The 23,920-nt window shown below is 62.8% G+C and carries 20 protein-coding genes; 14 read left to right on the top strand and 6 right to left on the bottom strand.

What is annotated here, in order from left to right:
- The first annotated feature begins 198 nt into the window (after window positions 1–198).
- The 4 genes from AB7933_RS06690 to AB7933_RS06675 are packed head-to-tail and all read left to right on the top strand — an operon-like array spanning window position 199 to window position 4,334.
- On the top strand, window positions 199–1,545 hold the full coding sequence (locus AB7933_RS06690) for an efflux transporter outer membrane subunit (protein WP_236646001.1): 1,347 nt from the start codon (window positions 199–201) through the stop codon (window positions 1,543–1,545).
- The gene (locus AB7933_RS06685; RefSeq protein WP_024073542.1) at window positions 1,545–2,675 is read left to right on the top strand and encodes an ABC transporter permease; all 1,131 of its coding nucleotides are present in this window, start codon (window positions 1,545–1,547) and stop codon (window positions 2,673–2,675) included. The genes AB7933_RS06690 and AB7933_RS06685 overlap by 1 nt, the downstream gene beginning before the upstream one ends.
- A 7-nt stretch (window positions 2,676–2,682) precedes the next feature.
- A complete protein-coding gene (locus tag AB7933_RS06680; protein ID WP_024073541.1) occupies window positions 2,683–3,435 on the top strand; it encodes an ABC transporter ATP-binding protein in 753 nt (250 codons plus the stop codon).
- Window positions 3,432–4,334, top strand: a complete 903-nt coding sequence (locus AB7933_RS06675) for an HlyD family secretion protein (protein WP_024073540.1) — start codon at window positions 3,432–3,434, stop codon at window positions 4,332–4,334. Before AB7933_RS06680 ends, AB7933_RS06675 begins: the two co-directional genes overlap by 4 nt.
- Window positions 4,335–4,368: 34 nt before the next feature.
- On the opposite strand, the gene AB7933_RS06670 is transcribed toward AB7933_RS06675, so the two are convergent.
- Genes AB7933_RS06670 through AB7933_RS06655 form a run of 4 tightly spaced genes read right to left on the bottom strand, consistent with a single transcriptional unit; the run spans window position 4,369 to window position 9,153 of the window.
- Window positions 4,369–5,229, bottom strand: coding sequence for an HlyD family secretion protein (locus AB7933_RS06670; protein WP_024073539.1), 861 nt, complete (start codon window positions 5,227–5,229; stop codon window positions 4,369–4,371).
- Window positions 5,230–5,239: 10 nt separating this feature from the next.
- A complete protein-coding gene (locus AB7933_RS06665) occupies window positions 5,240–5,440 on the bottom strand; it encodes a DUF1656 domain-containing protein (RefSeq protein WP_010565658.1) in 201 nt (66 codons plus the stop codon).
- Entirely contained in the window at window positions 5,430–7,607 is a 2,178-nt protein-coding gene (locus AB7933_RS06660) for an FUSC family protein (protein ID WP_024073538.1), read from the bottom strand. The genes AB7933_RS06665 and AB7933_RS06660 overlap by 11 nt, the downstream gene beginning before the upstream one ends.
- Window positions 7,608–7,617: 10 nt before the next feature.
- Entirely contained in the window at window positions 7,618–9,153 is a 1,536-nt protein-coding gene (locus AB7933_RS06655) for an efflux transporter outer membrane subunit (protein ID WP_024073537.1), read from the bottom strand.
- 183 nt (window positions 9,154–9,336) lie between these two features.
- Between AB7933_RS06655 and AB7933_RS06650 the strand changes: the two genes are divergently transcribed.
- The 5 genes from AB7933_RS06650 (at window position 9,337) to AB7933_RS06630 (ending at window position 14,190) form a co-directional block, all read left to right on the top strand.
- A complete protein-coding gene (locus tag AB7933_RS06650; protein ID WP_024073536.1) occupies window positions 9,337–10,305 on the top strand; it encodes a LysR family transcriptional regulator in 969 nt (322 codons plus the stop codon).
- A gap of 371 nt (window positions 10,306–10,676) precedes the next feature.
- The gene (locus tag AB7933_RS06645) at window positions 10,677–11,651 is read left to right on the top strand and encodes a 2-hydroxyacid dehydrogenase (protein WP_024073535.1); all 975 of its coding nucleotides are present in this window, start codon (window positions 10,677–10,679) and stop codon (window positions 11,649–11,651) included.
- A 298-nt stretch (window positions 11,652–11,949) separates the two neighbouring features.
- A complete protein-coding gene (locus tag AB7933_RS06640) occupies window positions 11,950–12,852 on the top strand; it encodes a chemotaxis protein CheV (protein ID WP_024073534.1) in 903 nt (300 codons plus the stop codon).
- A gap of 3 nt (window positions 12,853–12,855) precedes the next feature.
- Window positions 12,856–13,338, top strand: a complete 483-nt coding sequence (locus AB7933_RS06635) for a GNAT family N-acetyltransferase (RefSeq protein WP_024073533.1) — start codon at window positions 12,856–12,858, stop codon at window positions 13,336–13,338.
- A gap of 108 nt (window positions 13,339–13,446) precedes the next feature.
- Window positions 13,447–14,190 carry a YkgJ family cysteine cluster protein gene (locus AB7933_RS06630; protein ID WP_024073532.1) on the top strand — a complete coding sequence of 248 codons (744 nt, stop codon included), beginning with the start codon at window positions 13,447–13,449 and terminating at the stop codon, window positions 14,188–14,190.
- Between the two features lie 65 nt (window positions 14,191–14,255).
- Here AB7933_RS06630 and AB7933_RS06625 read toward each other — a convergent pair whose 3' ends face one another.
- Together AB7933_RS06625 and AB7933_RS06620 are read right to left on the bottom strand one after the other, a co-directional pair.
- The gene (locus AB7933_RS06625; RefSeq protein WP_219730539.1) at window positions 14,256–15,041 is read right to left on the bottom strand and encodes a transporter substrate-binding domain-containing protein; all 786 of its coding nucleotides are present in this window, start codon (window positions 15,039–15,041) and stop codon (window positions 14,256–14,258) included.
- Window positions 15,042–15,218: 177 nt separating this feature from the next.
- Window positions 15,219–15,452 (bottom strand): hypothetical protein, encoded by a 234-nt coding sequence (locus tag AB7933_RS06620; RefSeq protein WP_024073530.1) that lies wholly within the window; start codon window positions 15,450–15,452, stop codon window positions 15,219–15,221.
- Between the two features lie 214 nt (window positions 15,453–15,666).
- Between AB7933_RS06620 and AB7933_RS06615 the strand changes: the two genes are divergently transcribed.
- From AB7933_RS06615 to AB7933_RS06595, 5 genes are all read left to right on the top strand, one after another.
- Window positions 15,667–16,833: an efflux RND transporter periplasmic adaptor subunit gene (locus AB7933_RS06615; RefSeq protein ID WP_041160846.1), complete on the top strand. Its 1,167-nt coding sequence runs from the start codon at window positions 15,667–15,669 to the stop codon at window positions 16,831–16,833.
- Entirely contained in the window at window positions 16,830–19,925 is a 3,096-nt protein-coding gene (locus AB7933_RS06610; protein ID WP_024073528.1) for a multidrug efflux RND transporter permease subunit, read from the top strand. The genes AB7933_RS06615 and AB7933_RS06610 overlap by 4 nt, the downstream gene beginning before the upstream one ends.
- A gap of 31 nt (window positions 19,926–19,956) precedes the next feature.
- On the top strand, window positions 19,957–20,634 hold the full coding sequence (locus AB7933_RS06605; RefSeq protein ID WP_024073527.1) for a heavy metal response regulator transcription factor: 678 nt from the start codon (window positions 19,957–19,959) through the stop codon (window positions 20,632–20,634).
- Window positions 20,624–21,988 carry a heavy metal sensor histidine kinase gene (locus AB7933_RS06600; RefSeq protein ID WP_024073526.1) on the top strand — a complete coding sequence of 455 codons (1,365 nt, stop codon included), beginning with the start codon at window positions 20,624–20,626 and terminating at the stop codon, window positions 21,986–21,988. Before AB7933_RS06605 ends, AB7933_RS06600 begins: the two co-directional genes overlap by 11 nt.
- Before the next feature lie 585 nt (window positions 21,989–22,573).
- A complete protein-coding gene (locus tag AB7933_RS06595; protein ID WP_024073525.1) occupies window positions 22,574–23,896 on the top strand; it encodes an OprD family porin in 1,323 nt (440 codons plus the stop codon).
- Window positions 23,897–23,920 lie beyond the last annotated feature (24 nt).

Below are 23,920 nucleotides of genomic sequence, written 5' to 3'. Positions count from 1 at the left end.
CTGAACGGACACTCTCGATAGAGTCACGCGCTGACTTCTGACGCAACGCGCTCAGACCTCATGCCTGCTTGTCGTTGATCGCTGTCCGCATCGATTCAGCACAGCCGTTCCGGTACCTCTTGGGTGACCCCTATCAAGCCTTCAAACACATCGCGCGCCTGTCGGACGCTGCTCACACTGTCACTGGGGTTAACTGCGGTGACAGGCTGTTCGGTCGCGCCTCTGCCCGCGTTGAAACCGCCCGCGCCCGAGGCATGGCGCAACGCACCGTCCCCTCTGGCGCCGGCCAGGCCCGACCTCAATCGGTGGTGGCAGGCATTCAATGATCCTGAACTCGATACCCTGGTGGATCAGGCACTGCAAAACAACCTCGACGTCGCCGCCGCAGTCGAGCGCCTGCGGGCTGCGCGTGTGTTGAGCCAACATGCGCAAGCCCCCTATCTGCCCTCGCTCGGGGTCAAGACCCACGACGCGATAAGCCCGGACACCAGCAGTTCGTACTTCTTGATCGGCTTCGATGCGCAGTGGGAACTGCCACTGTTCGGGGCCAGGCAGAGCGCGGATCGCATCGCTGAGGGTAACCAGGCGCTGGTGGCCGCCGACTTGCGCAGCGTCCAGGTGTCGCTGGTCGCCGAGGTCACCCGGCAGTGGGTTGAGCTGCGTTCGGCGCAACAAGCCGAACGCGCGCTGACGGCCATTCGTGACGCGCAGCAGGAAAAACTGGCGCTGCTGCGTGTGCGCGAGCAGCTTGGCCTGGCGCCGCACGCTGACGTGGCGGACGCCGAGGCTGAACTGGCGCGGGCCGAGAGGCAACTGAGCGCGCCACAACAACAGATCCAACGCCATGTGCAGCAGTTGGCGCTGTTGGCCGGTCGCCCCGGGCCCGACCCTCGCTGGCTGAAGCCCGGACCACAGCCCGCACTCGGCCAATGGCAACTCAACAGCGTGCCGGCGGACCTGCTGCGCACACGCCCGGAAATTACCAACGCCGAGGCCGAGGTGCTCGTGGCCGCCGGGGAGTTGGGGATGAGCCGTGCCGATATCTACCCGCACCTCAGCCTGGGCGCCTCATTGCAGTGGTCGCTGAACATTGCCAGCAACCGCAAGCACACGCCCAACGGCAACAGCATTTTCTCCGCAGGGCCGGGGATCAGTATCCCGTTGTTCGACTGGGGCCAACGTGTCGCCACCGCGCGCGCCAAAGGCCACCTGTTGCAGGCCGCGGTTCTGGCTTATCGCCAGGCGGTGTTGCAAGGCGTCGCCGAAGCCGAAATCGCCCTGAGTGACCTCGAACAAACGCGCCTGCGCGAGCACGCCTCGCGCCAGGCCCAGAGGGCGACACAGACCCACCTGGAGGCCTTGCAACACCGGGCACGCCTGGGGCTCATGAGCCCACTGGAGCTGACGACCGCCAACGTGCAGGCGCTCCAAACCATGCAACAGGCCGACAGCGCAAGCACCGAACGGGACATCGCCTACATCGCGCTTTATAAAGCCCTGGGCGGCGCGCCGTTACCGAACCCGACCTTGAAGGATGCTGACTGATGGTGGCGCTTGCCCGTCTGACACTGGTCCACGAATGGCGGCGCTTCCTGCCCGCGATGATTGCCGTGGGCTTCGCGGGGTTGCTGCAGTTGCTCCAGGCCGCGCTGGTGCTGGGTATTTTCGGCAGTGCCAGCGTCTATATCACCGGCTCTACGGCTGACCTCTGGGTCGGTTACCCCGGCACGCAAAGCGTCAACCTCGGGAGACCGATCGATGCGGGCGTGGAAATGCGCCTGCGCATGGACGCCGACGTACTGCGCGTCGAGTCGTTTCGCTGGGTCGACGCCGATTGGCGCGGTGCGCGAGATACCGGTGGCGTGTCGGTGTTTGTCAGCGGCATCGACGCCGGGCCAGACGGCCTGATGTTTGCGCGCGCCCTGCCGACGGCACTGCGCGCCCGCCTGGCCGAGCCCGGCGCGGTGATCGTTGACCGCGCCGACCTGAGCACCCTCGGCGTGAACCTGGGGGACGCCGCGACCATCAACGGGCAACGTGTGCGCGTGGTGGGCGTCACCAGCGGCCTGCGCGCGCTGGGCGGGGTCAACGTGCTGGCGTCGCTGGCCACTGCCCGACAGCTCGACACCACCACGGCAGCGGACCGCATTACCTACCTGGTGGCCAAAGTGCGCGATCCGGCTCAGGCAGGCGCTGTTGCCGCGCGCCTGAGCGACGGCCGCGCGTTCGGCAACTACGCGGTATGGACCGCAAAACAGTTCGCCCAACGCTCGCAGATGTATTGGATGTTCGACACCGGTGCCGGGGCCGGCGTGCTGTTTCTGGCCGCGATTGTGTTCCTGGTGGGCGCGGTCATCACCAGCCAGACGCTGGTCGCCGCCGTCGTGGGTTCCATCCGCGAGTACGCCACCTTGAACGCCCTTGGCGTCGGCGTGAACGCCCTGCGCAAAGTGGTCATGGAGCAGGCTTTCTGGGTCGGGGCACTGGGGCTGCTGGGCAGTTCGGTGCTCGCCGGCCTGTTCTTCGCCCTGGCGGCGCACTACAACGTGCCGGTGCAGCTCTCGCCCGTCGCGGCCGTAGCCTGCCTGTTCCTGAGCATGCTCCTGGCACTTGTGTCGGGCCTGGCGGCCATCCGCACCTTACGCCATGCCGACCCGGCCAGCCTTCTGAGATAGCACTGCCATGAGCCTCCTGACATCCGCCCCACCCTTCACCCTGCAAGCCAGCAATATCAGTAAATCATTCACCTCGGGGCGGGTCGTAACCCCAGTGATGCATGACATTAGCTTGGCGATACGACCCGGCGAGCTGACCCTGATCTCAGGTCCGTCCGGTTGTGGCAAAAGCACGCTACTGGCGATTCTCAGCGGCTTGCAGCAGCCCGACCGTGGCAGCGCATCGGCCCTGGGGCACGACCTTTCAAGCCTCGACACGCGGGCCCTGGAGTATTTTCGCCTGCGGCACACCGGCTTCATATTCCAGGGGTTCAACCTGTTTCCAGCCTTGACTGCGCAGCAACAGGTCGAACTGCCCTTGAGCTACCTGGGGCTGCCGAGCACGGAAGTCCGAGCACGCGCCATCGAGGCGCTGGAGGATGTCGGGCTGGGCCCGCGCATGAAACTGCGCCCGGCCGAATTGTCCGGCGGCGAAAAGCAGCGCGTAGCCATTGCACGCGCCGTGGCGAAGGCCCCCGAGTTGTTGTTCGCCGACGAACCGACCAGCGCCCTCGATGCGGCCAACGGTCAAATCGTGATCGATATTTTGCACCGCATCGCTCGCACACGCGGGACCACGGTGCTGTGCGTCAGCCACGATCCGCGCCTGATCAGTAACTCCGACCGCGTGTTGACCATCGAGGACGGCCGCATTTTGAACGATCAATCCCTTCCCTTCCCACCGGCCGCTACGGTCGGTACCCAGGAACATTCTGTATGAACGCGCGTTCGCTTCGCTCTTGGCTGCTTCTGAATACCGCACTTGTATTGCTGAGCGCCTGCTCCCGTGAAGATGCGCCCCCTCAGCCGACGTCATCGGCCCCCGCCTACCTGGCCGTCGCTCGCGGCCGTATCGATGTGGAAGGCGGTTTGCTCAAGCTCGGCGTGAGCCGCGACGGCGTGGTCGCCGAGATCAAGGTGGCGGAGGGCGAGCAGGTCAAGAAAGGCCAATTGCTCGCCACGTTGGACAGCGAACTGGCACAGCTGGCGGTCAGCGCCGCGCTGACCGAGCAACGACAGGTGCAGACTCAAGCCAAACAGTTGGCAAGGCAGCTTAAGTTTGCCGAGCAGCAGGCCAGCCGCCTGACCGCCGCCGCCAAGGCAGGCGCCGGCGACAGCCAGAGTGCCGATGAGGCCCACGAGGCCGCCGAGCGCTTGCGCGACGAGATTGAAAAGACCCAGACAGACGCTGAAGTCGCGGCGAACAAGCTGACTGCGGCACGCTACGAACTGGCGAAACACAGTCTGCGTGCGCCGGTCGACGCCGAAGTGGTTCGTCGCCTGATTCAACCCGGCGCCGCGGTCTCCGCACAGTCCGGGCCGGCCTTCGTGTTGTTGCCGAACCAGGCGCGTATCGTCAGGGCCGAGCTCAATGAGTCCTTCACCGGCGTGGTGCTCCCCGGGATGAAGGCCGAAGTCACCGATGACAGCGCCGCAGGCTCCGTTGTGCTGTCTGCCCATGTGGTGCGGATCAGCGCGGTACTGGGCAACAGCACCCTGGAAGACGACGCCTTGGTCAGGGCCAATACACGTACGGTTGAATGCATATTGGCGTTCGATCAACCGGCGCCGCAGTCGCTGCGGGTGGGACAACGCATGCTGGTAAGGTTTGGGCCGTAGGTCATGGTCACGACCCGGCAACCCCGGCAGATGTTCAGTGCTGGAGAGGGTCGACAATCACCGTGCAGGTGATCCCCGCCGCCAACAACACGCCTTCGGGCACTTCATCGATATGAATCCGCACCGGCACGCGCTGGGCCAGGCGCACCCAGTTGAAGGTCGGGTTCACATCGGCGATCAACTCGCGACTCTCCGGGTTGTCGCGGTCGTAGATGCCGCGCGAGATGCTTTCTACGTGCCCCTTCAACGTCTCGCCGCTCATCAGTTGCATATCGGCTTTGTCACCGACTTTCACGTGGGGCAGCTTGGTTTCTTCGAAGAAGCCGTAGACCCAGAACGAATTCATATCGACCACGGCCATCTTCGCTTCACCGATGCGCGCGTAGTCGCCGCGATGCACATTGAGGTTGGTGACGTAACCGTCGACGGCCGCCACCACTTGCGTGCGCTTCAAGTTCAGTTCGGCGGCTTCCAGTTGCGCCAGCGCATGCTGGTAGTCGGCCAGGGCCGAGTCGGCGATGTTGCTGGCGTCGTCGCGGTTTTCCTTGGAGATCACCAGGGCGTCAAGGTCGGCACGGCGGTGAGCGTTGACCTTGCGCATTTCCCAGGTGGCTTTGCGGGACGCCACCAGGGACTGCGCTTGCTTGACGGCGATGCGGTAGTGCTCGGGGTCGATCTGCATCAGCAGGTCGCCCTTTTTCACCAACTGGTTGTCGCGCACCGGCACGTCGACCACTTCGCCGGTGACGTCGGCCGCGACGTTGATGATGTCGGCGCGCACACGGCCGTCGCGGGTCCAGGGTGTCTCCATGTAATGCACCCACAGCGTGCGGCCAATCCAGATTGCCAAAGCCAGTACCAGCAAGGTCGCAAGCAGGCTGAAAAACTTTTTCATCGGGGCATTCTCAACGGTAGACGGTCAGCGCTAGGGCGCCGAACAGGCAAACGAACAGGCTCAGGCGCAGCAACGCCGGGTGCCAGAAAAAACGGTACAGGTCGAACCCGGCCAGGAAGCGATCAAGCGCCCAGGCCAGGCCCGCCGCGATCAAGAACATCAGGGTCATGGTCGGCATATAGACGCCGTGGAAGGCGATTTCACGAGGCATGCGGGGATCCTTTGAGGGCCGCCAACGGCGATTGCGGGTCCAGCAACGAGGTGCGGATAAAGTGCAGGTAGCTCTTCACCCGGCGCAGGGCGGATGTGTCGAAGTGCGGGGCGAAGGGTTCGTCGGTGGCCTGTACACGGCTGATCGCGTGGTCGACGGCAATCAGCCCGCGCTCCAGGTTGCTCGCGCTGGGTTGCAGGAACAGTCGCACCAGCGAGCGCCCCATTACCCGGATCGCCTGGCGCCACGGCTGGGATTCGGCATAGGCCGGGTGCACCGGCAGGATCGCCTGTTCCTTGCGCAACTCGATGATCGCGTGGCCGACTTCCAGCACCACGAACATCCAGCGCAGCAAATCGCGCTGCACCTGCGGCTGGCCGACGGCGAGGCCGTAGGCCTGGTGAAGCAGGTCGCGGGTACGGCTTTCGAAACTCGACGCCAGGCCCTTGAGCTTGCCGCTGATCGCATACACCACTTGCTCGCGCAGGTCCTGCTCCAGGCGGCGCCACAGCCAGCGGCTGTTGGGCGGCAGGATGATCGCCCCCGCCGCCGCGCACACCAGCATGCCGAGGATCATGGCGATGTAGTCATTGATAAAGCTGTAGGGGTTGTAGACCGTGAGGTTATCCGGCACCGAACCGGTGCTGAAAAAGATCAGCAGGCCCACGCCCACCCCGGCGTATTGCGGACGTGAAGCGAGGAAGGCGCCGAGGATGATCACCGGCGCGAGCATCACGCACAGCAACGGGAAGCCATCGATCCAGGGGAACACGAAGAACATTTCGACAAAGCCGACCAGCGCGCCGATGAACGTGCCGCAGGCCATCTGGAACGCCATGCGCTTGGGGTTGGGCGTGGCGGCGGACAGGCCGACGGTGGCGGCGGCGATCATGGTCATGGTGGCGCCGCTGGGCCAGGCGGTGGCAACCCAGTAACTGCCGAGCACGATCAGGATGAACGATGCGCGAATGCCCGAGGCGGCGCAGGCCAGCCAGTTGGTTTTCGGGCTGAAGGTTTCGTCCCACTGCTCGCGGGCATGGCTGTGGTCGGCCAGGGAGGCGTGGGTCTGCGCGTAGTTGTGCAGGTCGTCGACAAAGCGGTAGAGCAGCTCGTAGGCGGTGTGGAAATCCAGCTGCTCGGCCTCGCTCGGGTGCCCCTCCTGGAAGATCGCGCGCAGGCTGCGCACCTTGGCGGGCAGGCCGTCCTTGTAGGCGCTCAGTTGGTTGACCAGGCGCGCGGCATCGGGGCTGGTCAGGGCACGCCCGGAGAAACCGTCGAGCACTTCGGCAAGGTCCTGCAACCCCGGCTTGATCGCCGCGACAACGTGATCGGCAGCGTCGGCGCGCAGGCGTTCGAGCAACTGGTGCAAGGCATTGAAGCGCGTGGTGATGCTCATGAACTCGCTGTTGAGACGACTGAGCCGGCCGTTGCGTCGACGCATGTGCGGGTCTTCGAATACGGTGAGGCTGCGCAACCCTTCCAGGCCCACGGCTTCGGCGATAAAGCGCACATTGGCGGCCTCGAACCCTTCACGCTGGCTGCGCCCGCGCAGGCCATCGGTGACGAACAGCGCGAACACGCCGAAGCGTTGGTACAACGCATTGCGCATCGCGGCGCTGGAGGTCTGCGGCAGGATCGCGGCGCTGACCAGCGTGGAACAGAGAATCCCCAAGGAGATTTCCAACACCCGCCATACCGCCGCCATAAAGGCGCCATCGGGATGGGCCAGGGCCGGCAAGCCGACCATCGCCGCTGTATAGCCCGCGAGGACAAACCCGTAGGCGCGAAAGTTGCGATTGCGTGTCGCGCCAGCGGTGCAAATGCCGACCCAGATCGCCAGCGCCCCCAGGAACAACTCGGTGTTCTGCGCAAACAACGCAATCAACAACACCATCACCGCCGACCCCGCGAGGGTGCCGAGGAAACGATAGAAGCTCTTGGCGAACACCTGCCCGCTCTGCGGTTGCATCACGATAAACACGGTGATCATCGCGGTGCGCGGTTGCGGCAGTTCCAGACGCATGGCCAGCCACAGCGTGAGGAAGGCAGCGATCAGTACCTTGAAGATGTACACCCAAGTCACGCCATCACTGCGTGCCCAGTCGAAAAAGCCACGGCGCCACTCAAGGGAGTGCAACCAGCGCAGCGGTGCAGGCAAGGGAGTCATGAACGCCTACTCAGTGATCAAACACGGCAAGCGCCGCAGGGGTTTTGCTCGGGAGGGTCCTGGTGTCCTGCGGAACGTCGTCGCCGGCTCTGACGCCGCCGCCCAGGGCGGTCACCAGTTCGGCATGCGCGCTCAAGCGGGCCGCCTGCACTTGCTGCTCGACTTGCTGCTGGCGGAACAACAGGGTCTGGGCGTTCAGCACATTGAGGTAGTCGGTAAGGCCACGCTGGTAGGCGATCATCGCGATGTCGTAGGTTTTCTGCGCCGAGGCCACCGACTGCGCGGCAAAACCCGCCTGCTTGTCCATGGATTCGCGGCGGATCAACTGGTCGCTGATGCCCTTGAGCGCATTGACCAGGGTCTGGTTGTAGCGCGCCACGGCAATGTCATAGCCGGCGCTGGCCTCGCCCAACTCTGCCCGCAGGCGGCCGCCATCGAAAATGGGCAAGGTGATCGCCGGGCCGACGTTGTAATTGAATTTCTTGCCGGCGAGAAAGCCCAGCAGGCCACCGCCGGTGGCCATGTAGCCGAGGCTGCCGACCAGGTCGACATTGGGATAGAAACCGGCATGCGCCACATCGATGCCACGGGCTTGCGCCGCGACCTGCCAACGGCTGGCGACCACGTCGGGACGCTGGCCAAGCAGTTGCACCGGCAGGCTCGATGGCAACTTCAGGGGTGCCGCAAGGGACAACGTGGGGCGTTGCAACTGCGCGCCCTCCCCGGGCCCCTTGCCCGCCAACGCGGCCAACTGGTTACGGCTCAGGGCGATTTCTTCGTCCAGCGCATCCAATTGACGGTGGGTTTCCGGCAGCGGGGTTTCGGCCTGGCTGACATCGAAATGGGTGCCGATCCCCGCGTTCAGGCGCTTATTGGCCAGGTCGAGAATCTGCTGTTGCTGGGCCAACGTCGCCGCGACGATATCGCGGTTGGCGTAGTGCAACGACAGCTGGATATAGGCGCGTACCACGTTGTTCTGCAATTCCAGCTGAGCCTGGCGGGCTTCGGCCGCGCTCATGTGCGCCAGGTCGACGGCACGTTCGGTGGCGTTGCTTTCGCGGCCCCACAGGTCGAGTGCGTAGCTGAAGCCCAGGGACGTATTGTTGTCCCAGGTGTTGGAACCGCTCAATGCACCCGGGCCGTAGAACTGATCGTTCGGCCAGTTGTGGCGTTTGAGGGTGGTGTCACTGTTGATCTGCAACGACTCGGCCGACTCGGCAATCCCGGCCATGGCCCGCGCTTCGCGCACCCGAGCAGCGGCGATGGCCATGCTTGGGCTGTCGCGCGTAGCGAGGTCGACCCAGCGGTTCAATTGCGGGTCGCCGTAGGCTTGCCACCATTGGGCGGTGGGCCAGTGGGCGTCGCGCGCGGCGCTCTGGATCGCCTCGTCGGTGGCCAATTGATTGGCGTCGAGGGCCTGGCCTTGGGGGGCGATTCCTCCGGTTCCGATGCAGCCGCTGATTGCTAACGATAAGGCGCAAACACTGAGAGCCTTCAGCTCCCTGTAAATGAGAGTCTTCAGCTCTCTGCTGATGCGACGCGGCACGGCGAACGAATTCCTGAGGTGGGTGTTGCGGGGAAGGTGGCGCAATTCTAGGCGGCCAGGGGAATGGCGATAAGCTGGTATTCCTGTGAATCTTTGTTACCGTTCAGGCGATAATCCGTTGGTAGGGATCACTGGACGGCGTAACTTTCTGTCACAATTTGTTATCTCCCCTGAGAACACTCCATGGACACTTTGCAAAACATGCGCGCTTTCAGTTGCGTGGCCGAAGCCGGCAGCTTCACCGCCGCCGCCGCCCAACTGGACACCACCACTGCCAACGTCTCGCGCGCAGTCTCCAACCTGGAGGCCCATCTGCAAACCCGCTTGCTCAACCGCACCACCCGACGCATCGCACTGACAGAAGCCGGCAAACGTTATTTGCTGCGCTGCGAACAGATCCTGGCCTATGTCGAGGAGGCCGAGGCCGAGGCCAGTGACGCCCATGCACGCCCGGCCGGGCAGTTGAAAGTGCATACCATGACCGGTATCGGCCAGCATTTCGTCATCGATGCGATTGCGCGCTACCGCCGGACTCATCCCGACGTGACCTTCGACCTGACCCTGGCCAACCGCGTGCCAGACCTGCTCGACGAGGGCTACGACGTGTCCATCGTGCTGGCCAGCGAGCTGCCGGATTCGGGTTTCGTGTCCCAGCGCCTGGGCATTACCTACAGCATCGCCTGTGCCTCGCCGGATTACGTCAAGGCCAAGGGCTGCGCGCAACGCCCCCATGACTTGCTCAACCACGCGTGCCTGCGCCTGGTCAGCCCGGTGATCCAACTGGACAAATGGACCTTCAACGGCCCCGAAGGCCAGGAAAGCGTAGCGATCAACACCTCGCCGTTCCTGGTGAACTCGGCCGACGCGATGAAAACCGCGATCACCAGCGGCATGGGCGTCGGCCTGCTGCCGGTGTACGCCGCCATCGAAGGCTTGCGCAACGGCACGCTGGTGCGGGTCATGCCCAACTACCGGTCCCAGGAATTGAACCTGTACGCCATCTACCCGTCGCGCCAGTACCTGGATGCGAAGATCAAGACGTGGGTGGAATACCTGCGCGGCTCGCTGCCGGAGATTCTGGCGGCGCACCAGGCGGAACTGGTGGCGTATGAGGTGAGCGGCAGCCTGGGCAGCGTGCGGATGGCGAACTGATATTAAACGACCCCACTTGTGTAGTGAGCGGGCTGTTGTGGCGAGCGGGTTTGCCATAATGCCGTTCAGTTAAGCGTACATCGCCTTCTGTAGGAGCGAGCTTGCTCGCGAAAAACGTCAACGATCACGCGTGTTTCCTGAATCAACGCGGCGCCTGTGAGTTCTTCGCGAGCAAGCTCGCTCCTACAAAAAAGCCTTAACTGAACGGCATTAGGGCTTGCCACAACAGCCCGCTCGCCACAGGCGTTGCTGTGCGGCAGCGCTGAGTCGGAGATTCAGCGGGATCTCCTACAGTGGTGCATGTCCTGACAATCGTAACCAGGAATGTTAGCGTGCTTGGCATTCTTCCGTAGTCGATGAGCCCGCCTGCAATGAAAAAGACTGTCCTCGCCTTCAGCCGTATCACCCCGCCCATGATCGAACGCCTGCAACAGGATTTCGAGGTGATCGCGCCCAACCCCAAGCTGGGTGACATCAATGCACAGTTCAACGAAGCCCTGCCCCATGCCCATGGCCTGATCGGCGTAGGCCGCAAGCTGGGCCGCGAACAGCTCGAAGGGGCGAGCAGGCTGGAAGTGGTCTCCAGCGTGTCGGTGGGCTACGACAACTATGACGTGCCGTACTTCAACGAGCGCGGGATCATGCTCACCAACACCCCTGACGTACTTACCGAAAGCACCGCCGACCTGGCCTTCGCCCTGTTGATGAGCAGCGCGCGCCGCGTGGCCGAACTGGATGCGTGGACCAAGGCCGGCCAGTGGAAAGCCAGTGTTGGCGCACCGCTGTTTGGCTGCGATGTGCATGGCAAGACCCTCGGCATCGTCGGCATGGGCAATATCGGCGCGGCCGTGGCCCGTCGCGGGCGCCTGGGGTTCAACATGCCGATCCTGTACAGCGGCAACAGCCGCAAGACCGCGTTGGAACAGGAACTGGGCGCACAGTTTCGCAGCCTGGACCAATTGCTGGCCGAGGCGGATTTCGTCTGCCTGGTCGTGCCGTTGAGCGACAAGACCCGTCACCTGATCAGCACCCGCGAACTGGGGCTGATGAAATCCAGCGCCATCCTGATCAACATTTCCCGTGGCCCGGTGGTGGATGAACCGGCACTGATCCAGGCCCTGCAAAACCACACCATTCGCGGCGCCGGCCTGGATGTGTACGAGAAAGAACCGCTGAGCGAATCGCCGCTGTTTCAACTGAGCAACGCGGTGACCCTGCCGCATATCGGCTCGGCCACCGACGAAACCCGCGAAGCCATGGCCAACCGCGCGCTGGACAACCTGCGCGCCGCCCTGCTGGGCCAACGCCCGCAGGACCTGGTTAACCCACACGTCTGGAAAGGCTGACAGGAATCCGATGTGGGCGGGGGGCTTACCTAACGCCAGTCAGTTAAGGCTTTTTTTGTAGGAGCGAGCTTGCTCGCGAAAAACTCACAGGCGCCGCGTTCATTCAGGAAGCACGCGTTATCGTTGAGGTTTTTCGCGAGCAAGCTCGCTCCTACAGAAAGCAATGTACGCTTGACTGACTTTAGGGTTGATCCGCCCACATGGATTCACCCCAGCACAAAATCCGGTTAAAGCCTGGCCCGCCCAAGTCGATAACCCTCAATAGAAGTTCGTCATCCTTGATTCACAGAAGGTTTTTATGTCCACCACTAAAGCCCGCGCAGACTCACTCTCGCTTCTGCTCTTTACCTTGCGTAGCGGCAAGCTGATGGCTATCAACCTGCTGAAAGTCAGTGAAATCATCCCCTGCCCGCCGCTGACCAAGCTGCCGGAGTCCCACCCCCATGTGAAGGGTATCGCCACCTTGCGCGGGGCCTCGCTGTCGGTGATCGACCTGAGCCGTGCCCTGGGGGAAATGCCCCTGGCCGACCCGGACGGTGGTTGCCTGATCGTCACAGACGTCAGCCGTTCCAAACAGGGCCTGCATGTGCAGGCGGTAAGCAAGATCGTGCATTGCCTGACCACCGATATCCGCCCGCCACCCTACGGTTCGGGCGGCAACCGCTCGTTTATCACCGGGGTCACGCAGGTGGAAGGCGGGCTGGTGCAGGTGCTGGACATCGAAAAAGTCATCCACGCCATCGCGCCGGCGCCGATTGAAGTGGCACCGACCGACTTGACCATGGAAGAGGCCGAAGTGCTCGGCAACGCGCGGATTCTGGTGGTCGATGACAGCCAAGTGGCATTGCAACAATCGGTGCACACCCTGCGCAACCTCGGCCTGACCTGCCATACCGCACGCAGTGCCAAGGAAGCCATCGACGTGTTGCTGGAGCTGCAAGGCACGGTCGAACAGATCAATGTGGTGGTCTCGGACATCGAGATGTCCGAGATGGACGGCTACGCCCTCACCCGTACCTTGCGCGAAACCCCGGACTTCCAGGACCTCTATGTGCTGTTGCACACCTCCCTGGACAGTGCAATGAACAGCGAAAAAGCCCGCCTGGCCGGAGCCAACGCAGTGCTGACCAAATTCTCCTCGCCGGAACTGACCAAGTGCCTGGTCGTCGCCGCCAAGGCCGTGGCCGAAAAAGGCCTGTAGGCGGTGGCCGAGTATTTCCAGCTGCTACGCCGCGACCTCACCGGCAGCCTGCCCGCGCCGCAATGGCCGGCCGGGACGGTGTTGGATCATTATCGCGACGACCTGGCCCCGGCCATTCATGCGGTATTGCGCATGACCCAGGCCCAGGGCGGTGGCCGCGTCGCCCAGCTGGAAACCTGGCGGCACCAATTCATTACCGATGCCGAATTCGACCCCACGCTCTGCCTGGTCGCCAGTAACGGCGAAGGCGTTCTCGGCGTGGCCCAATGCTGGACCAGCGCCTTCATCAAGAACCTTTCAGTTCACCCTTGCGCCCAGGGCCAAGGGCTGGGCCGGGCCCTGTTGCTGCATGCCTTCCAAGTGTTCAAGCAGCGCGGTGAACCCTATGTGGATCTCAAGGTACTGGAAAGCAACCTGCGCGCGCGCAAGCTGTATGAAAGTACGGGCATGGTCTTCGTACTGCGGGATGTGGTCGTCGAGGACTGACAGAGGCTGGCGCATAACTTGCTTCCAGAGTCATTGAATGGTGGAAAGAGGTCATAACCCGTCGCCGTTCGAGCGTGCCTTCTGACCTTGCCTGGTGACAGTTCCGCCATGAACACTCATTTTTCCTGTGTCGGTTGCGGCAAATGCTGCACCGACCACCACGTCCCCCTGACCCTCGAAGAAGCCCGACAGTGGGCGGCTGACGGCGGTAATGTCATCGTTCTGGTGGAGGGTTTTCTCGGCAATGGCCTGGGCCTGCCCCAGCCACAACGTGAACACGCAGAACGCCGATCAGTGGTGGTGCCCAGCGGCAATACCGAAGCGTTCGTGGCCATCACATTTGCCGCCTACAACGCTGGACGCTGCCGGAATCTTGACGAAGACAACCTGTGTCGCATCTATGAGCGCCGGCCACTGGTGTGCCGCATCTACCCGATGGAGATCAACCCGCATATCCCGCTGAACCCGGCTGCCAAGGATTGCCCGCCGGAATCCTGGGAACAGGGCCCGGCGCTGATCGTCGGCGGTGAGTTGATGGACCTGGAACTGGCGGAACTGATCCGCCGCTCGCGCCAGGCCGACCGTGACGATGTGCAGACCAAGGAGGCGGTGTGCGCCTTGCTGGGTATTCGGACCACGGCGCTCAAGGGCGATGGGTTTACCGCATACCTGCCGGACATGGGCGCGTTTGCCCAGGCGATCGAGCGGGCGGCGGAACAGCCGAGCGTGGCCAATGAGTGGGTGTTTCATGTGTCGGGGATGGACATCGCCGAACAGCTGCTCGACGCCGGGGCGCAGATTGCCACCGAGGTGCCGGCCAATTATGCGTTCATCCCGTTGCGAGCGGCTTAGCCTTTCAGGCCCGCTCACGATAGCGGGCGACATTCCCAGCGCATGTTCCGCGCAATTATTAGCCATCACGGCGAGGGGAATGGGGCGTCCAGGCGGTAAGGCTGGATGATCCGCTGGTATTCGCCGTTGTGCATCAGTTGCTCCAACGCGCCGTTCAGCTCATTGCGCAACGCGGTGTCAGGCTTGCGCACGGCGATCGCCACACCGCTGCCCAGCAATTCCCCGGAAACCGCGGGCCCGAGGAAATCGAAATCCTGGCCCTCGGCGCTGTCGAGCAAGGCTTCGCGAATTTCCACGGTGCCTTGCAGCGTGGCATCGATATCGCCTGCCACCAGGCTGCGTACCAGCTCATCATTGCGCCAGAAGCCCTTGACGATAACGCCTTTCGGCGCCCACTGCGCCAGGGCAAAGGCTTCGCGGTTGCTCCCCACCAATACGCCGACACACTTGCCTTTCAAGGACCGCACGCTGGGCAGCAGGCCCGATGATTTTCGGGCCACCAGGCGTGTGGTGAACGGATAGAGGTCTTCGGTGAAGTTCGCCCATTGCCGCCGCTTCGACGTCTGGGCTATGCCCATGATCGCATCGAATTGGTGGGCATCCAGGGCCGGAAAGTTCTCCACAAGCACCTGGTCGACCCAGGTACAGCGCACATTCAGTTGCAGGCATAAAGCGTTGCCCAGTTCGATATTCAGCCCGACCAGTTGGCCTTGCTGATTGCGGCTTTGGAACGGGGGAAATTGTGCGGCGACGGCGAAGCGAATTTCATGACGGGGTGGGTCACCCGCCGCTGCCGTGCAGAACACCACACTCAACAGCCATAAGGTATGCGCCACACAGCGGTGTCTCAGGGTCACGGGGACGTCCTTTTCCGGAAAACCAGCCTCACCACGCCCCGCCCCCCGGTAAAAGCCGACCGGGGTGGAGCAAATGTCGTGCAAGCTTTCAAGAAATAGACGCGGACCTACAAGCAGAAATATCAGCACGCGCTGTAGGCAATAGTCGACACAGCGTGCGACTTGTTAGTCTCAGCGTTTACCCATTGAACGACGCGTCCCCGGTGGCGCCATGCCCGGCGACTTGGTGTGGCCGTTCTTGGCGCCGTTCTTGTACCAAGGCTGGGCCGCATTTTTCGCCCCGGCCAGTTCACCCGGCTTGAACGGAAACTTGAACGCCGGGATCTCGGTCTTCTCAACGCTTTCGGCGCTGGCCGGATCGACGATGTCGGTCGCTTCAACAGGGGGTTGTGTCGGGGAATTCATGGAAGCTCCGGAGCGTGCAAAAAATGATGCGGGGCCGACTTGCGGGCCACACTGGCGCGCAGTATACCTGCGCCCTTCGGATCTTTAACCACCACCTGTACGAATGGTCGGAGTTTACTGACAGCGCTGTCAGTTAGCAGTCACCTTGCTGACCGGGTTGGCGCGCTATAAAGCCCCTACACTCTTCCCACTCTTTGCCCTGGCGCGCCACTCCATGCAAATTCAACGTAAAACTGCCCTGATCGTCGGTGTCCTGGTGGTGCTGGCCATTGTCGCCTGGGCCCTGGGCCGGCCGGCCAAGACCAGGCTGGCTGCGCCGACGGCGATCCCGGTGCGGGTGGTGAAGGTGGTGCAACAGGACGTCCCGCGCTTTGTCAGTGGGATCGGCACGGTATTGTCATTGCACAGTGTGGTGATCCGTCCCCAGGTCGACGGCATCCTCACCCAATTACTGGTCAAGGAAGGCCAACCGGTGAAGGCCGGTGATCTGCTCGCCACCATTGATGACCGCTCGATCCGTGCCAGCCTCGACCAGGCCAAGGCGCAGTTGGGGGAAAACCAGGCGCAACTGCAAGTGGCGCTGATCAACCTCAAGCGCTACAAGGAACTGAGCATCGACGACGGCGTGTCCAAGCAGACCTACGACCAGCAACAAGCCCTGGTCAACCAGCTCAAGGCCACCGCGCAGGGAAACCAGGCTGCAATTGACGCGGCGAAAGTTCAGCTTTCCTACACCCAGATCCGCTCGCCAGTCAGCGGTCGCGTGGGTATCCGCACGGTAGATGAAGGTAACTTCCTGCGCACAAGCGATGCCCAGGGCTTGTTCTCGGTCACTCAGATCGACCCGATCGCCGTCGAGTTTTCCCTGCCGCAACAGATGCTGCCCACCCTGCAAGGCCTGATCGCCGCGCCGACCCAGGCCAGCGTCGACGCCTACCTGGGCGCCGACACCGACGGCCAGACCGGCGACCTGCTCGGCGAAGGCCACTTGAGCCTGATCGACAACCAGATCAGCTCCACCACCGGCACCCTGCGGGCCAAGGCCGAGTTCAACAACCCCTCGCAACGCTTGTGGCCCGGGCAACTGGTGACCATCAAGATCCAGACCGCCCTCGACAAGAACGCGCTGGTGGTGCCGCCCACCGTGGTGCAACGCGGCCTGGACTCCCACTTCGTGTACCGGGTCAACGGCGACAAGGTCGAGATCGTGCCGGTGCAAGTGACCTACCAGAACAGCGACGTCAACCTCATCACGGGCGTGCAGGCCGGTGATGTGCTGGTCAGTGATGGCCAGTCGCGCCTCAAGGCCGGCGCCCAGGTGGAGGTGCTCAAAGACCCGCCACAAACGATCCAGACCGTCGACGCCAAGGTGCAGCCATGAACGGCAGCCGTTCACCTTCGGCCTGGTGCGTCGACCACCCCGTCGCCACCCTGCTGCTGACGTTTGCCCTGGTGCTGCTTGGGATCATTGCCTTCCCGCGCCTGGCCATCGCGCCGTTGCCGGAAGCGGAATTTCCGACGATCCAAGTCACCGCGCAACTGCCCGGCGCCAGCCCGGACACCATGGCCTCGTCCGTGGCCACGCCCTTGGAGGTGCAATTCAGCGCCATCCCCGGCATGACCCAGATGACCTCCAGCAGTGCCCTGGGCTCCAGCCTCCTGACCCTGCAATTCACCCTCAACAAGAGCATCGACACCGCCGCCCAGGAAGTGCAGGCGGCGATCAATACCGCGTCCGGCAAACTGCCCAGCGATATGCCGAGCCTGCCGACCTGGAAAAAGGTCAACCCGGCCGACAGCCCGGTGCTGATCCTCAGCGTCAGCTCCGACAGCATGCCCAGCACCGAGCTGAGCGACTACGTGGAAACCCTGCTGGCGCGCCAGATCAGCCAGATCGACGGCGTCGGCCAGATCAACATCACCGGCCAACAACGTCCGGCAATTCGCGTGCAGGCCTCACCGGATAAACTGGCCGCGATTGGCCTGACCCTGGCCGACATCCGCGTGGCCATCCAGCAATCGAGCCTGAACCTGGCCAAAGGCGCGATCTACGGGAAAAACAGCGTGTCGACCCTGTCGGCCAACGACCAGTTGTTCCATCCCGAGGACTACGCCCAACTGATCGTGTCCTACAAGGACGGCGCGCCGGTACAACTGCGCGATATCGCCAAAGTCATCAACGGTTCGGAAAACGCCTACGTGCAGGCCTGGTCCGGTGACACGCCGGGGGTCAACCTGGTGATCTCGCGCCAGCCTGGCGCGAATATCGTCGAGACCGTCGACCGCATCCAATCGGAACTGCCGCGCCTGCAAGCCATGTTGCCGGCATCCGTGCAGGTCAGTGTATTGAGCGACCGCACCAAGACCATCCGTGCGTCCTTGCATGAGGTGGAAGTCACCCTGCTGATCGCCATCTTGCTGGTGGTGGCGGTGATGGCGCTGTTCCTGCGCCAGTTGTCCGCCACAATGATTGTGTCCAGCGTGCTCGGCGTGTCACTGATCGCCAGTTTTGCGCTGATGTACCTGATGGGCTTCAGCCTGAACAACCTGACCCTGGTGGCGATCGTGATCGCCGTGGGCTTTGTGGTGGACGATGCCATCGTGGTGGTGGAAAACATTCACCGCCACCTCGAAGCCGGGCTGGACAAGCGCGAAGCAGCGATCAAGGGCGCCGGCGAGATTGGCTTTACCGTGGTGTCCATCAGCTTCTCGCTGGTGGCGGCGTTTATCCCGCTGCTGTTCATGGGCGGCGTGGTCGGACGGTTGTTCAAGGAGTTCGCGCTGACGGCGACCTCGACCATCCTGATTTCGGTGGTGGTCTCGTTGACGCTGGCGCCTACCCTGGCGGCGCTGTTCATGCGCGCCCCAACCCATCCTGCCCACGACAAACCCAGCTTCAGTGAACGCCTGCTGGCCGGCTATGCACGCACCCTGCGCCGCGCCCTGGCCCATCAACGCACGATGGGCGTCATTTTCGTGGTGACCCTGGCCCTGGCCGTGGTCGGCTATGTGTTTATTCCCAAGGGTTTCTTTCCGGTGCAAGACACAGGCTTCGTGCTCGGCACCAGCGAAGCGGCAGCCGACGTGTCGTACCCGGACATGGTCGCCAAGCACAAGGCCCTGGCCGAGATCGTCAAGGACGACCCGGCGGTCGAGGCGTTTTCCCACTCGGTGGGGGTGACCGGCAGCAACCAGACCATTGCCAACGGGCGGTTCTGGATCGCCTTGAAAGACCGCGGTGATCGCGATGTGTCCGCCAGCCAGTTCATCGACCGCATCCGCCCGAAACTGGCCAAGGTGCCCGGCATCGTGCTGTACCTGCGCGCCGGCCAGGACATCAACCTCAGTTCCGGCCCGAGCCGCGCCCAATACCAGTACGTGCTCAAGAGCAACGACGGCCCGACGCTGAATACCTGGACCCAACGCCTCACCGAAAAACTGCGCGCCAACCCGGCGTTTCGCGACCTGTCCAACGACCTGCAACTGGGTGGCAGCATTACCCACATCAGCATCGACCGTCAGGCCACCGCACGGTTCGGACTGACCGCCACCGATGTCGACCAGGCGCTGTACGACGCCTTCGGCCAACGTCAGATCAAAGAGTTCCAGACCGAGATCAACCAGTACCAGGTGGTGCTGGAGTTGGACACCCAGCAACGCGGCAAGGCCGAAAGCCTGAACTACTTCTACCTGCGCTCGCCGCTGACCAATGAGATGGTGCCGTTGGCGGCAGTGGCCAAGGTCGACCCGCCGACCGTAGGGCCCTTGTCCATCAGCCACGACGGCATGTTCCCGGCCGCCAACCTGTCGTTCAACCTCGCCCCCGGCGTGGCGCTGGGGGATGCGGTGATCATGCTCAACCAGGCCAAGAATGAAATCGGCATGCCGGCCACCATCATTGGTAACTTCCAGGGCGCGGCCCAGGCGTTCCAGAGTTCGCTGGCCAGCCAACCGTGGCTGATCCTGGCGGCACTGGTGGCGGTCTACATCATTCTCGGCGTGCTGTACGAGAGCTTCGTGCATCCGCTGACGATTATCTCGACCTTGCCGTCGGCGGGGTTGGGCGCACTGATCATGCTGTCGCTGATGGGCCAGGACTTTTCGATCATGGCCCTGATCGGCCTGGTACTGCTGATCGGGATCGTGAAGAAGAACGGCATCCTGATGATCGACTTCGCCCTGGAAGCCCAGCGCGTACGCGGGCTATCGCCGGAGGAGGCGATCTATGAAGCCTGCGTCACACGGTTCCGGCCCATCATCATGACCACCCTCGCCGCCCTGCTCGGCGCCGTGCCGTTGATGCTCGGTGCCGGCCCTGGCGCGGAAATGCGCCAGCCGCTGGGCATCGCGGTGGTCGGCGGGTTGCTGGTGAGCCAGGCGCTGACGTTGTTCACCACACCGGTCATATACTTGTACCTCGAAAAGTTTTTCCACCGGCCCAAACCAGCTGCCGAGCTGGCGACCACACACTGAGGCCAAGGCACCGCCCTGGAGCAAAAGGCTCATGCGCGTATTGATTGTTGAAGATGAAGAAAAAACCGCCGACTACCTGCACCGCGGCCTGACGGAGCAAGGCTACACCGTCGACGTGGCCCGCGAAGGCGTCGAGGGTTTGCACCTGGCGCTGGAAAACGATTACGCGGTGATCGTGCTCGACGTGATGCTGCCTGGCCTCGACGGCTTTGGCGTGTTGCGGGCGTTGCGCGCGCGCAAGCAGACACCGGTGATCATGCTGACCGCCCGTGAACGCGTGGAAGACCGTATCCGCGGGCTACGCGAAGGTGCCGACGATTACCTCGGCAAACCGTTTTCATTCCTCGAACTGGTGGCGCGCCTGCAAGCCCTGACCCGCCGCAGCGGCGGCCACGAGCCGGTGCAAGTGACGGTCGCCGACCTGTGGATCGACCTGATCAGCCGCAAGGCCAGCCGCAACGGCGTGCGCCTGGACCTGACCGCCAAGGAGTTCTCGCTGCTCAGTGTGTTAGCGCGGCGCCAGGGCGAGATCCTCTCCAAGACATCGATTGCAGAAATGGTCTGGGACATCAATTTCGACAGCGACGCCAACGTGGTGGAAGTGGCGATCAAGCGCCTGCGCGCCAAACTCGACGGGCCGTTCGAACACAAGCTGCTGCACACCATTCGCGGCATGGGCTATGTGCTGGAGAATCGCAGTGTCGGCTAACTCCATTGCCCTGCGTCTGAGCAGCCTGTTCACCCTCGTGGCGGCGCTGATCTTCCTGTTGATCGGCGGCGCGCTGTATCAGCAGGTGGACCGCAGCCTGGGCCTGCTACCCGGGGCGGAGCTGGACGCGCGCTACAGCGTGTTGGAATCCTCTGTGAACCGCTTCGGTACACCGGACCATTGGGCGAAGATTCAAGCCAAGCTCAAATTATTGGGTGAGGAAGACAAACGTATCCGTTTTTGGGTCGTCAGCAGCGATCCGAACTACGAGTATGGCAACCCCGATGCGCTGATCCGCGCCTTCGCCGAAGGCCCGACGGGTAAGCGCGATCTGCGCCTGCCGGGGCGCGAATACCCGTTCAAGGTACTGGTGAGCCAGTTCCCGGCCAAGGACCAACGCCCGCCGCTGCGTTTCATGATCGCCATCGACACCGATAACTTCCGTGCCACCCAGCACCATCTGCTGGTGGCGTTGGTGAGCCTGGCACTGGTCGGCGTGGTACTGGCGTCGCTGCTGGGGTTCTGGGTGTCGCGCATTGGCCTCAAGCCGCTGAGCAAACTCTCGGATGAAGCACAGAAGCTGGCACCGCCGAAGCTCTCCGGGCGCCTGCAACTGTCGCCGCTGCCGCCGGAACTGAGTCAGTTCGTCAACTCGTTCAACGCCACCCTCGACCGCGTAGAGCAGGCTTACTCACGCCTGGAGTCGTTCAACGCCGACGTCGCCCACGAGCTGCGTTCGCCGTTGACCAACCTGATCGGCCAGACCCAGGTTGCCCTGACACGCGGACGTTCGGCCGAACATTATTTCGAGGTACTGCAATCCAACCTCGAAGAATTGGAACGCCTGCGTTCGATCATCAACGACATGCTGTTCCTCGCCAGCGCCGACCAGGGCAGCAAGGCCACCAAGCTGATTGAAAGCTCATTGGCCGACGAGGTTGCCACCACCCTCGACTACCTGGACTTCATCCTCGAAGACGCTCAGGTCCAGGTGCAGGTCCACGGCGACGCCCAGGTGCAGATCGAAAAAGCCCACCTGCGCCGAGCGCTGATCAACCTGCTGAGCAATGCAGTGCAGCACACCGCGCCTGGGCAGGTGATCGACGTGAACATCGAAGTGCTGGAACATCAGGTGACGATCGGCGTGACCAACCCCGGCGAAGTGATTGCCAGCGAACACCTGCCACGGCTGTTCGAACGCTTCTATCGGGTGGACGCGTCGCGCAGCAACAGCGGGGCGAATCACGGTTTGGGCCTGGCCATCGTCAAGGCGATTGCGCTGATGCATGGCGGCGACGTGTTCGTACGCAACGAGCCCGGTGGCAATACCTTTGGCATCACCCTGCCAATCTAAATCTTGAAAACACCTCGGTCACATGTGGGAGGGGGCTTGCCCTAATGCCAGTCAGTCAAGGAGGAACACTGTAACTGTGACTGTAACTGTAACTGTAACTGTGACTGTGACTGTGGCGAGCGGGCTTGCCCCGCGTTGGGCTGCTTAGCAGCCCCATTACAGGCGATGTGTTTTTAACTGACACACCGCAGTGCCTGGTTTTGGGGCTGCTTCGCAGCCCAACGCGGGGCAAGCCCGCTCGCCACAACAAGCCCGTTCGCCACAAGGTGACTGTTTGCTCGTTCTATCTTTTAACTGACAAGTATTAGGGCTTGGCCCTCACTACTGTTGCGATTTCGGCAACAGTCATTATCTTGTTACACTCTGTATCGTACCGCTCGCCTGCGTTAATTTGACGCATCGATGAGCGCGACGGCAAAGACAGCTGACCCGCTTACCCGAATTTCCCTCGACATATTTCCAGGGCTCTACACTGGGAATCTGTCTTAAAGCCGCTGACTTCAGCGGCTTTTTTTTGCCGTAAAAAAAGGCCAGGCACACCCCCACGACATTGGCCGTTTCCGATTGACCCAAGGAGCTCCACCGGTGAAGAACTCGCTGACGTTCACCCCGTTATTTCTCGCGATTACCGCAACGATCGTCCCTCTTGCCCATGCAGCAGACGCGCCTCCCGCCGACGGTTTTGTCGAAGGCGCCCACCTCAATATCAACACCCGCAACTACTACATGAACCGCGACCGTCGCGATCTTCATACCGATGACAGCAAGGAGTGGGGCCAGGGCTTTCTCGGCACCTTCGAATCCGGCTACACCCAGGGCACCGTTGGTTTCGGCCTGGACGCCCACGCCATGCTCGGCCTCAAGCTCGACGGGGGTGGCGGCACCGACGGTTCCAGCATCCTTCCGTATGGCAGCGGCAACGGCAAGGCACCCGGCTCGTTCTCCACGGCGGGCGGTACCTTGAAGATACGGGCGTTCGACACCGAGGTGAAAGCGGGCGACCTGTTCCTCAACAACCCGGTGATTGCCGGCGGCATGACCCGCATGCTGCCGCAGACCTTCCGTGGCGTGAGCCTGGTCAACCACAGCTTCGACGGCTGGATGCTCGAAGGCGGCCAGGCCAGTTTCACCAAGCTCTACAACCAGAGCGGCCATCAGCGCATCGGCACCAGCTACGGCGCACTGCCGGACCATGCCGACAACCAGCACCTGGATTGGGCCGGTGTGTCGTTCAGCGCCATCCCGGGTCTGACCAGCAATCTCTACGCCTCTGAACTCAAGGACGTGTGGCACCAGTACTACTACGACCTGGACTACACCTACGCGCTGAACGAGCAGGTCAGCCTCAACCCGGGTCTGCACTATTACCACACCCAGGACACCGGCCAGTCGCTGCTCGGTGCCATCGACAACAACACCTACAGCCTGCATTTCACCGTGGGCGTGGGCAACCACAGCGTCACCGCCGCCTACCAGCGGGTCAACGGCAACACGCCGTTCGACTACATCACCCAGGGCGACAGCGTGTACCTGGACAACTCCCAGCAGTACTCGGACTTCAACGGCCCCAACGAACGCTCGTGGAAGCTCAAGTACGCCTATGACTTCGTCGGCCTCGGCATGCCGGGCTTGACCTCGGCGGTGTCCTACATCAGCGGCAAGACCGACCTGACCAAGGTCGACCCGCAAAGTCGTGGCTACAGCGCCTGGTACAGCGCAGACGGCAAAGACGCCAGGCACTGGGAACGGGATGTCGACCTGAAGTATGTGGTGCAAGGCGGCAAGGCCAAGGACCTGGCGGTGCGCCTGCAATGGGCGACCAACCGTGGCGGCCAGGGTTACTCGGCGGTGGATCGGGATGTGGATGAGTACCGGGTGATCGTCGACTATCCGATCAACATGTTTTGACGCGCACAGTTTCTTTTTAACCAA

It is taken from the genome of Pseudomonas gorinensis, from assembly GCF_042015035.1.
In the GTDB taxonomy this organism is placed as follows: domain Bacteria; phylum Pseudomonadota; class Gammaproteobacteria; order Pseudomonadales; family Pseudomonadaceae; genus Aquipseudomonas; species Aquipseudomonas gorinensis.
The sequence above is the reverse complement of the archived record's forward strand: the minus strand, read 5'-3'. Positions and strand labels throughout refer to the sequence as shown.

Excerpts from the sequence above, each read along its gene's own strand:
- AB7933_RS06620 (WP_024073530.1), bottom strand. The coding sequence starts at position 15,452 with ATGAATTCCCCGACACAACCCCCTGTTGAAGCGACCGACATCGTCGAT.
- AB7933_RS06665 (WP_010565658.1), bottom strand. The coding sequence starts at position 5,440 with ATGCCTCGTGAAATCGCCTTCCACGGCGTCTATATGCCGACCATGACC.
- AB7933_RS06645 (WP_024073535.1), top strand. The coding sequence starts at position 10,677 with ATGAAAAAGACTGTCCTCGCCTTCAGCCGTATCACCCCGCCCATGATC.
- AB7933_RS06650 (WP_024073536.1), top strand. The coding sequence starts at position 9,337 with ATGGACACTTTGCAAAACATGCGCGCTTTCAGTTGCGTGGCCGAAGCC.
- AB7933_RS06640 (WP_024073534.1), top strand. The coding sequence starts at position 11,950 with ATGTCCACCACTAAAGCCCGCGCAGACTCACTCTCGCTTCTGCTCTTT.
- AB7933_RS06675 (WP_024073540.1), top strand. The coding sequence starts at position 3,432 with ATGAACGCGCGTTCGCTTCGCTCTTGGCTGCTTCTGAATACCGCACTT.
- AB7933_RS06610 (WP_024073528.1), top strand. The coding sequence starts at position 16,830 with ATGAACGGCAGCCGTTCACCTTCGGCCTGGTGCGTCGACCACCCCGTC.
- AB7933_RS06660 (WP_024073538.1), bottom strand. The coding sequence starts at position 7,607 with ATGACTCCCTTGCCTGCACCGCTGCGCTGGTTGCACTCCCTTGAGTGG.
- AB7933_RS06630 (WP_024073532.1), top strand. The coding sequence starts at position 13,447 with ATGAACACTCATTTTTCCTGTGTCGGTTGCGGCAAATGCTGCACCGAC.
- AB7933_RS06685 (WP_024073542.1), top strand. The coding sequence starts at position 1,545 with ATGGTGGCGCTTGCCCGTCTGACACTGGTCCACGAATGGCGGCGCTTC.
- AB7933_RS06670 (WP_024073539.1), bottom strand. The coding sequence starts at position 5,229 with ATGAAAAAGTTTTTCAGCCTGCTTGCGACCTTGCTGGTACTGGCTTTG.
- AB7933_RS06615 (WP_041160846.1), top strand. The coding sequence starts at position 15,667 with ATGCAAATTCAACGTAAAACTGCCCTGATCGTCGGTGTCCTGGTGGTG.
- AB7933_RS06680 (WP_024073541.1), top strand. The coding sequence starts at position 2,683 with ATGAGCCTCCTGACATCCGCCCCACCCTTCACCCTGCAAGCCAGCAAT.
- AB7933_RS06605 (WP_024073527.1), top strand. The coding sequence starts at position 19,957 with ATGCGCGTATTGATTGTTGAAGATGAAGAAAAAACCGCCGACTACCTG.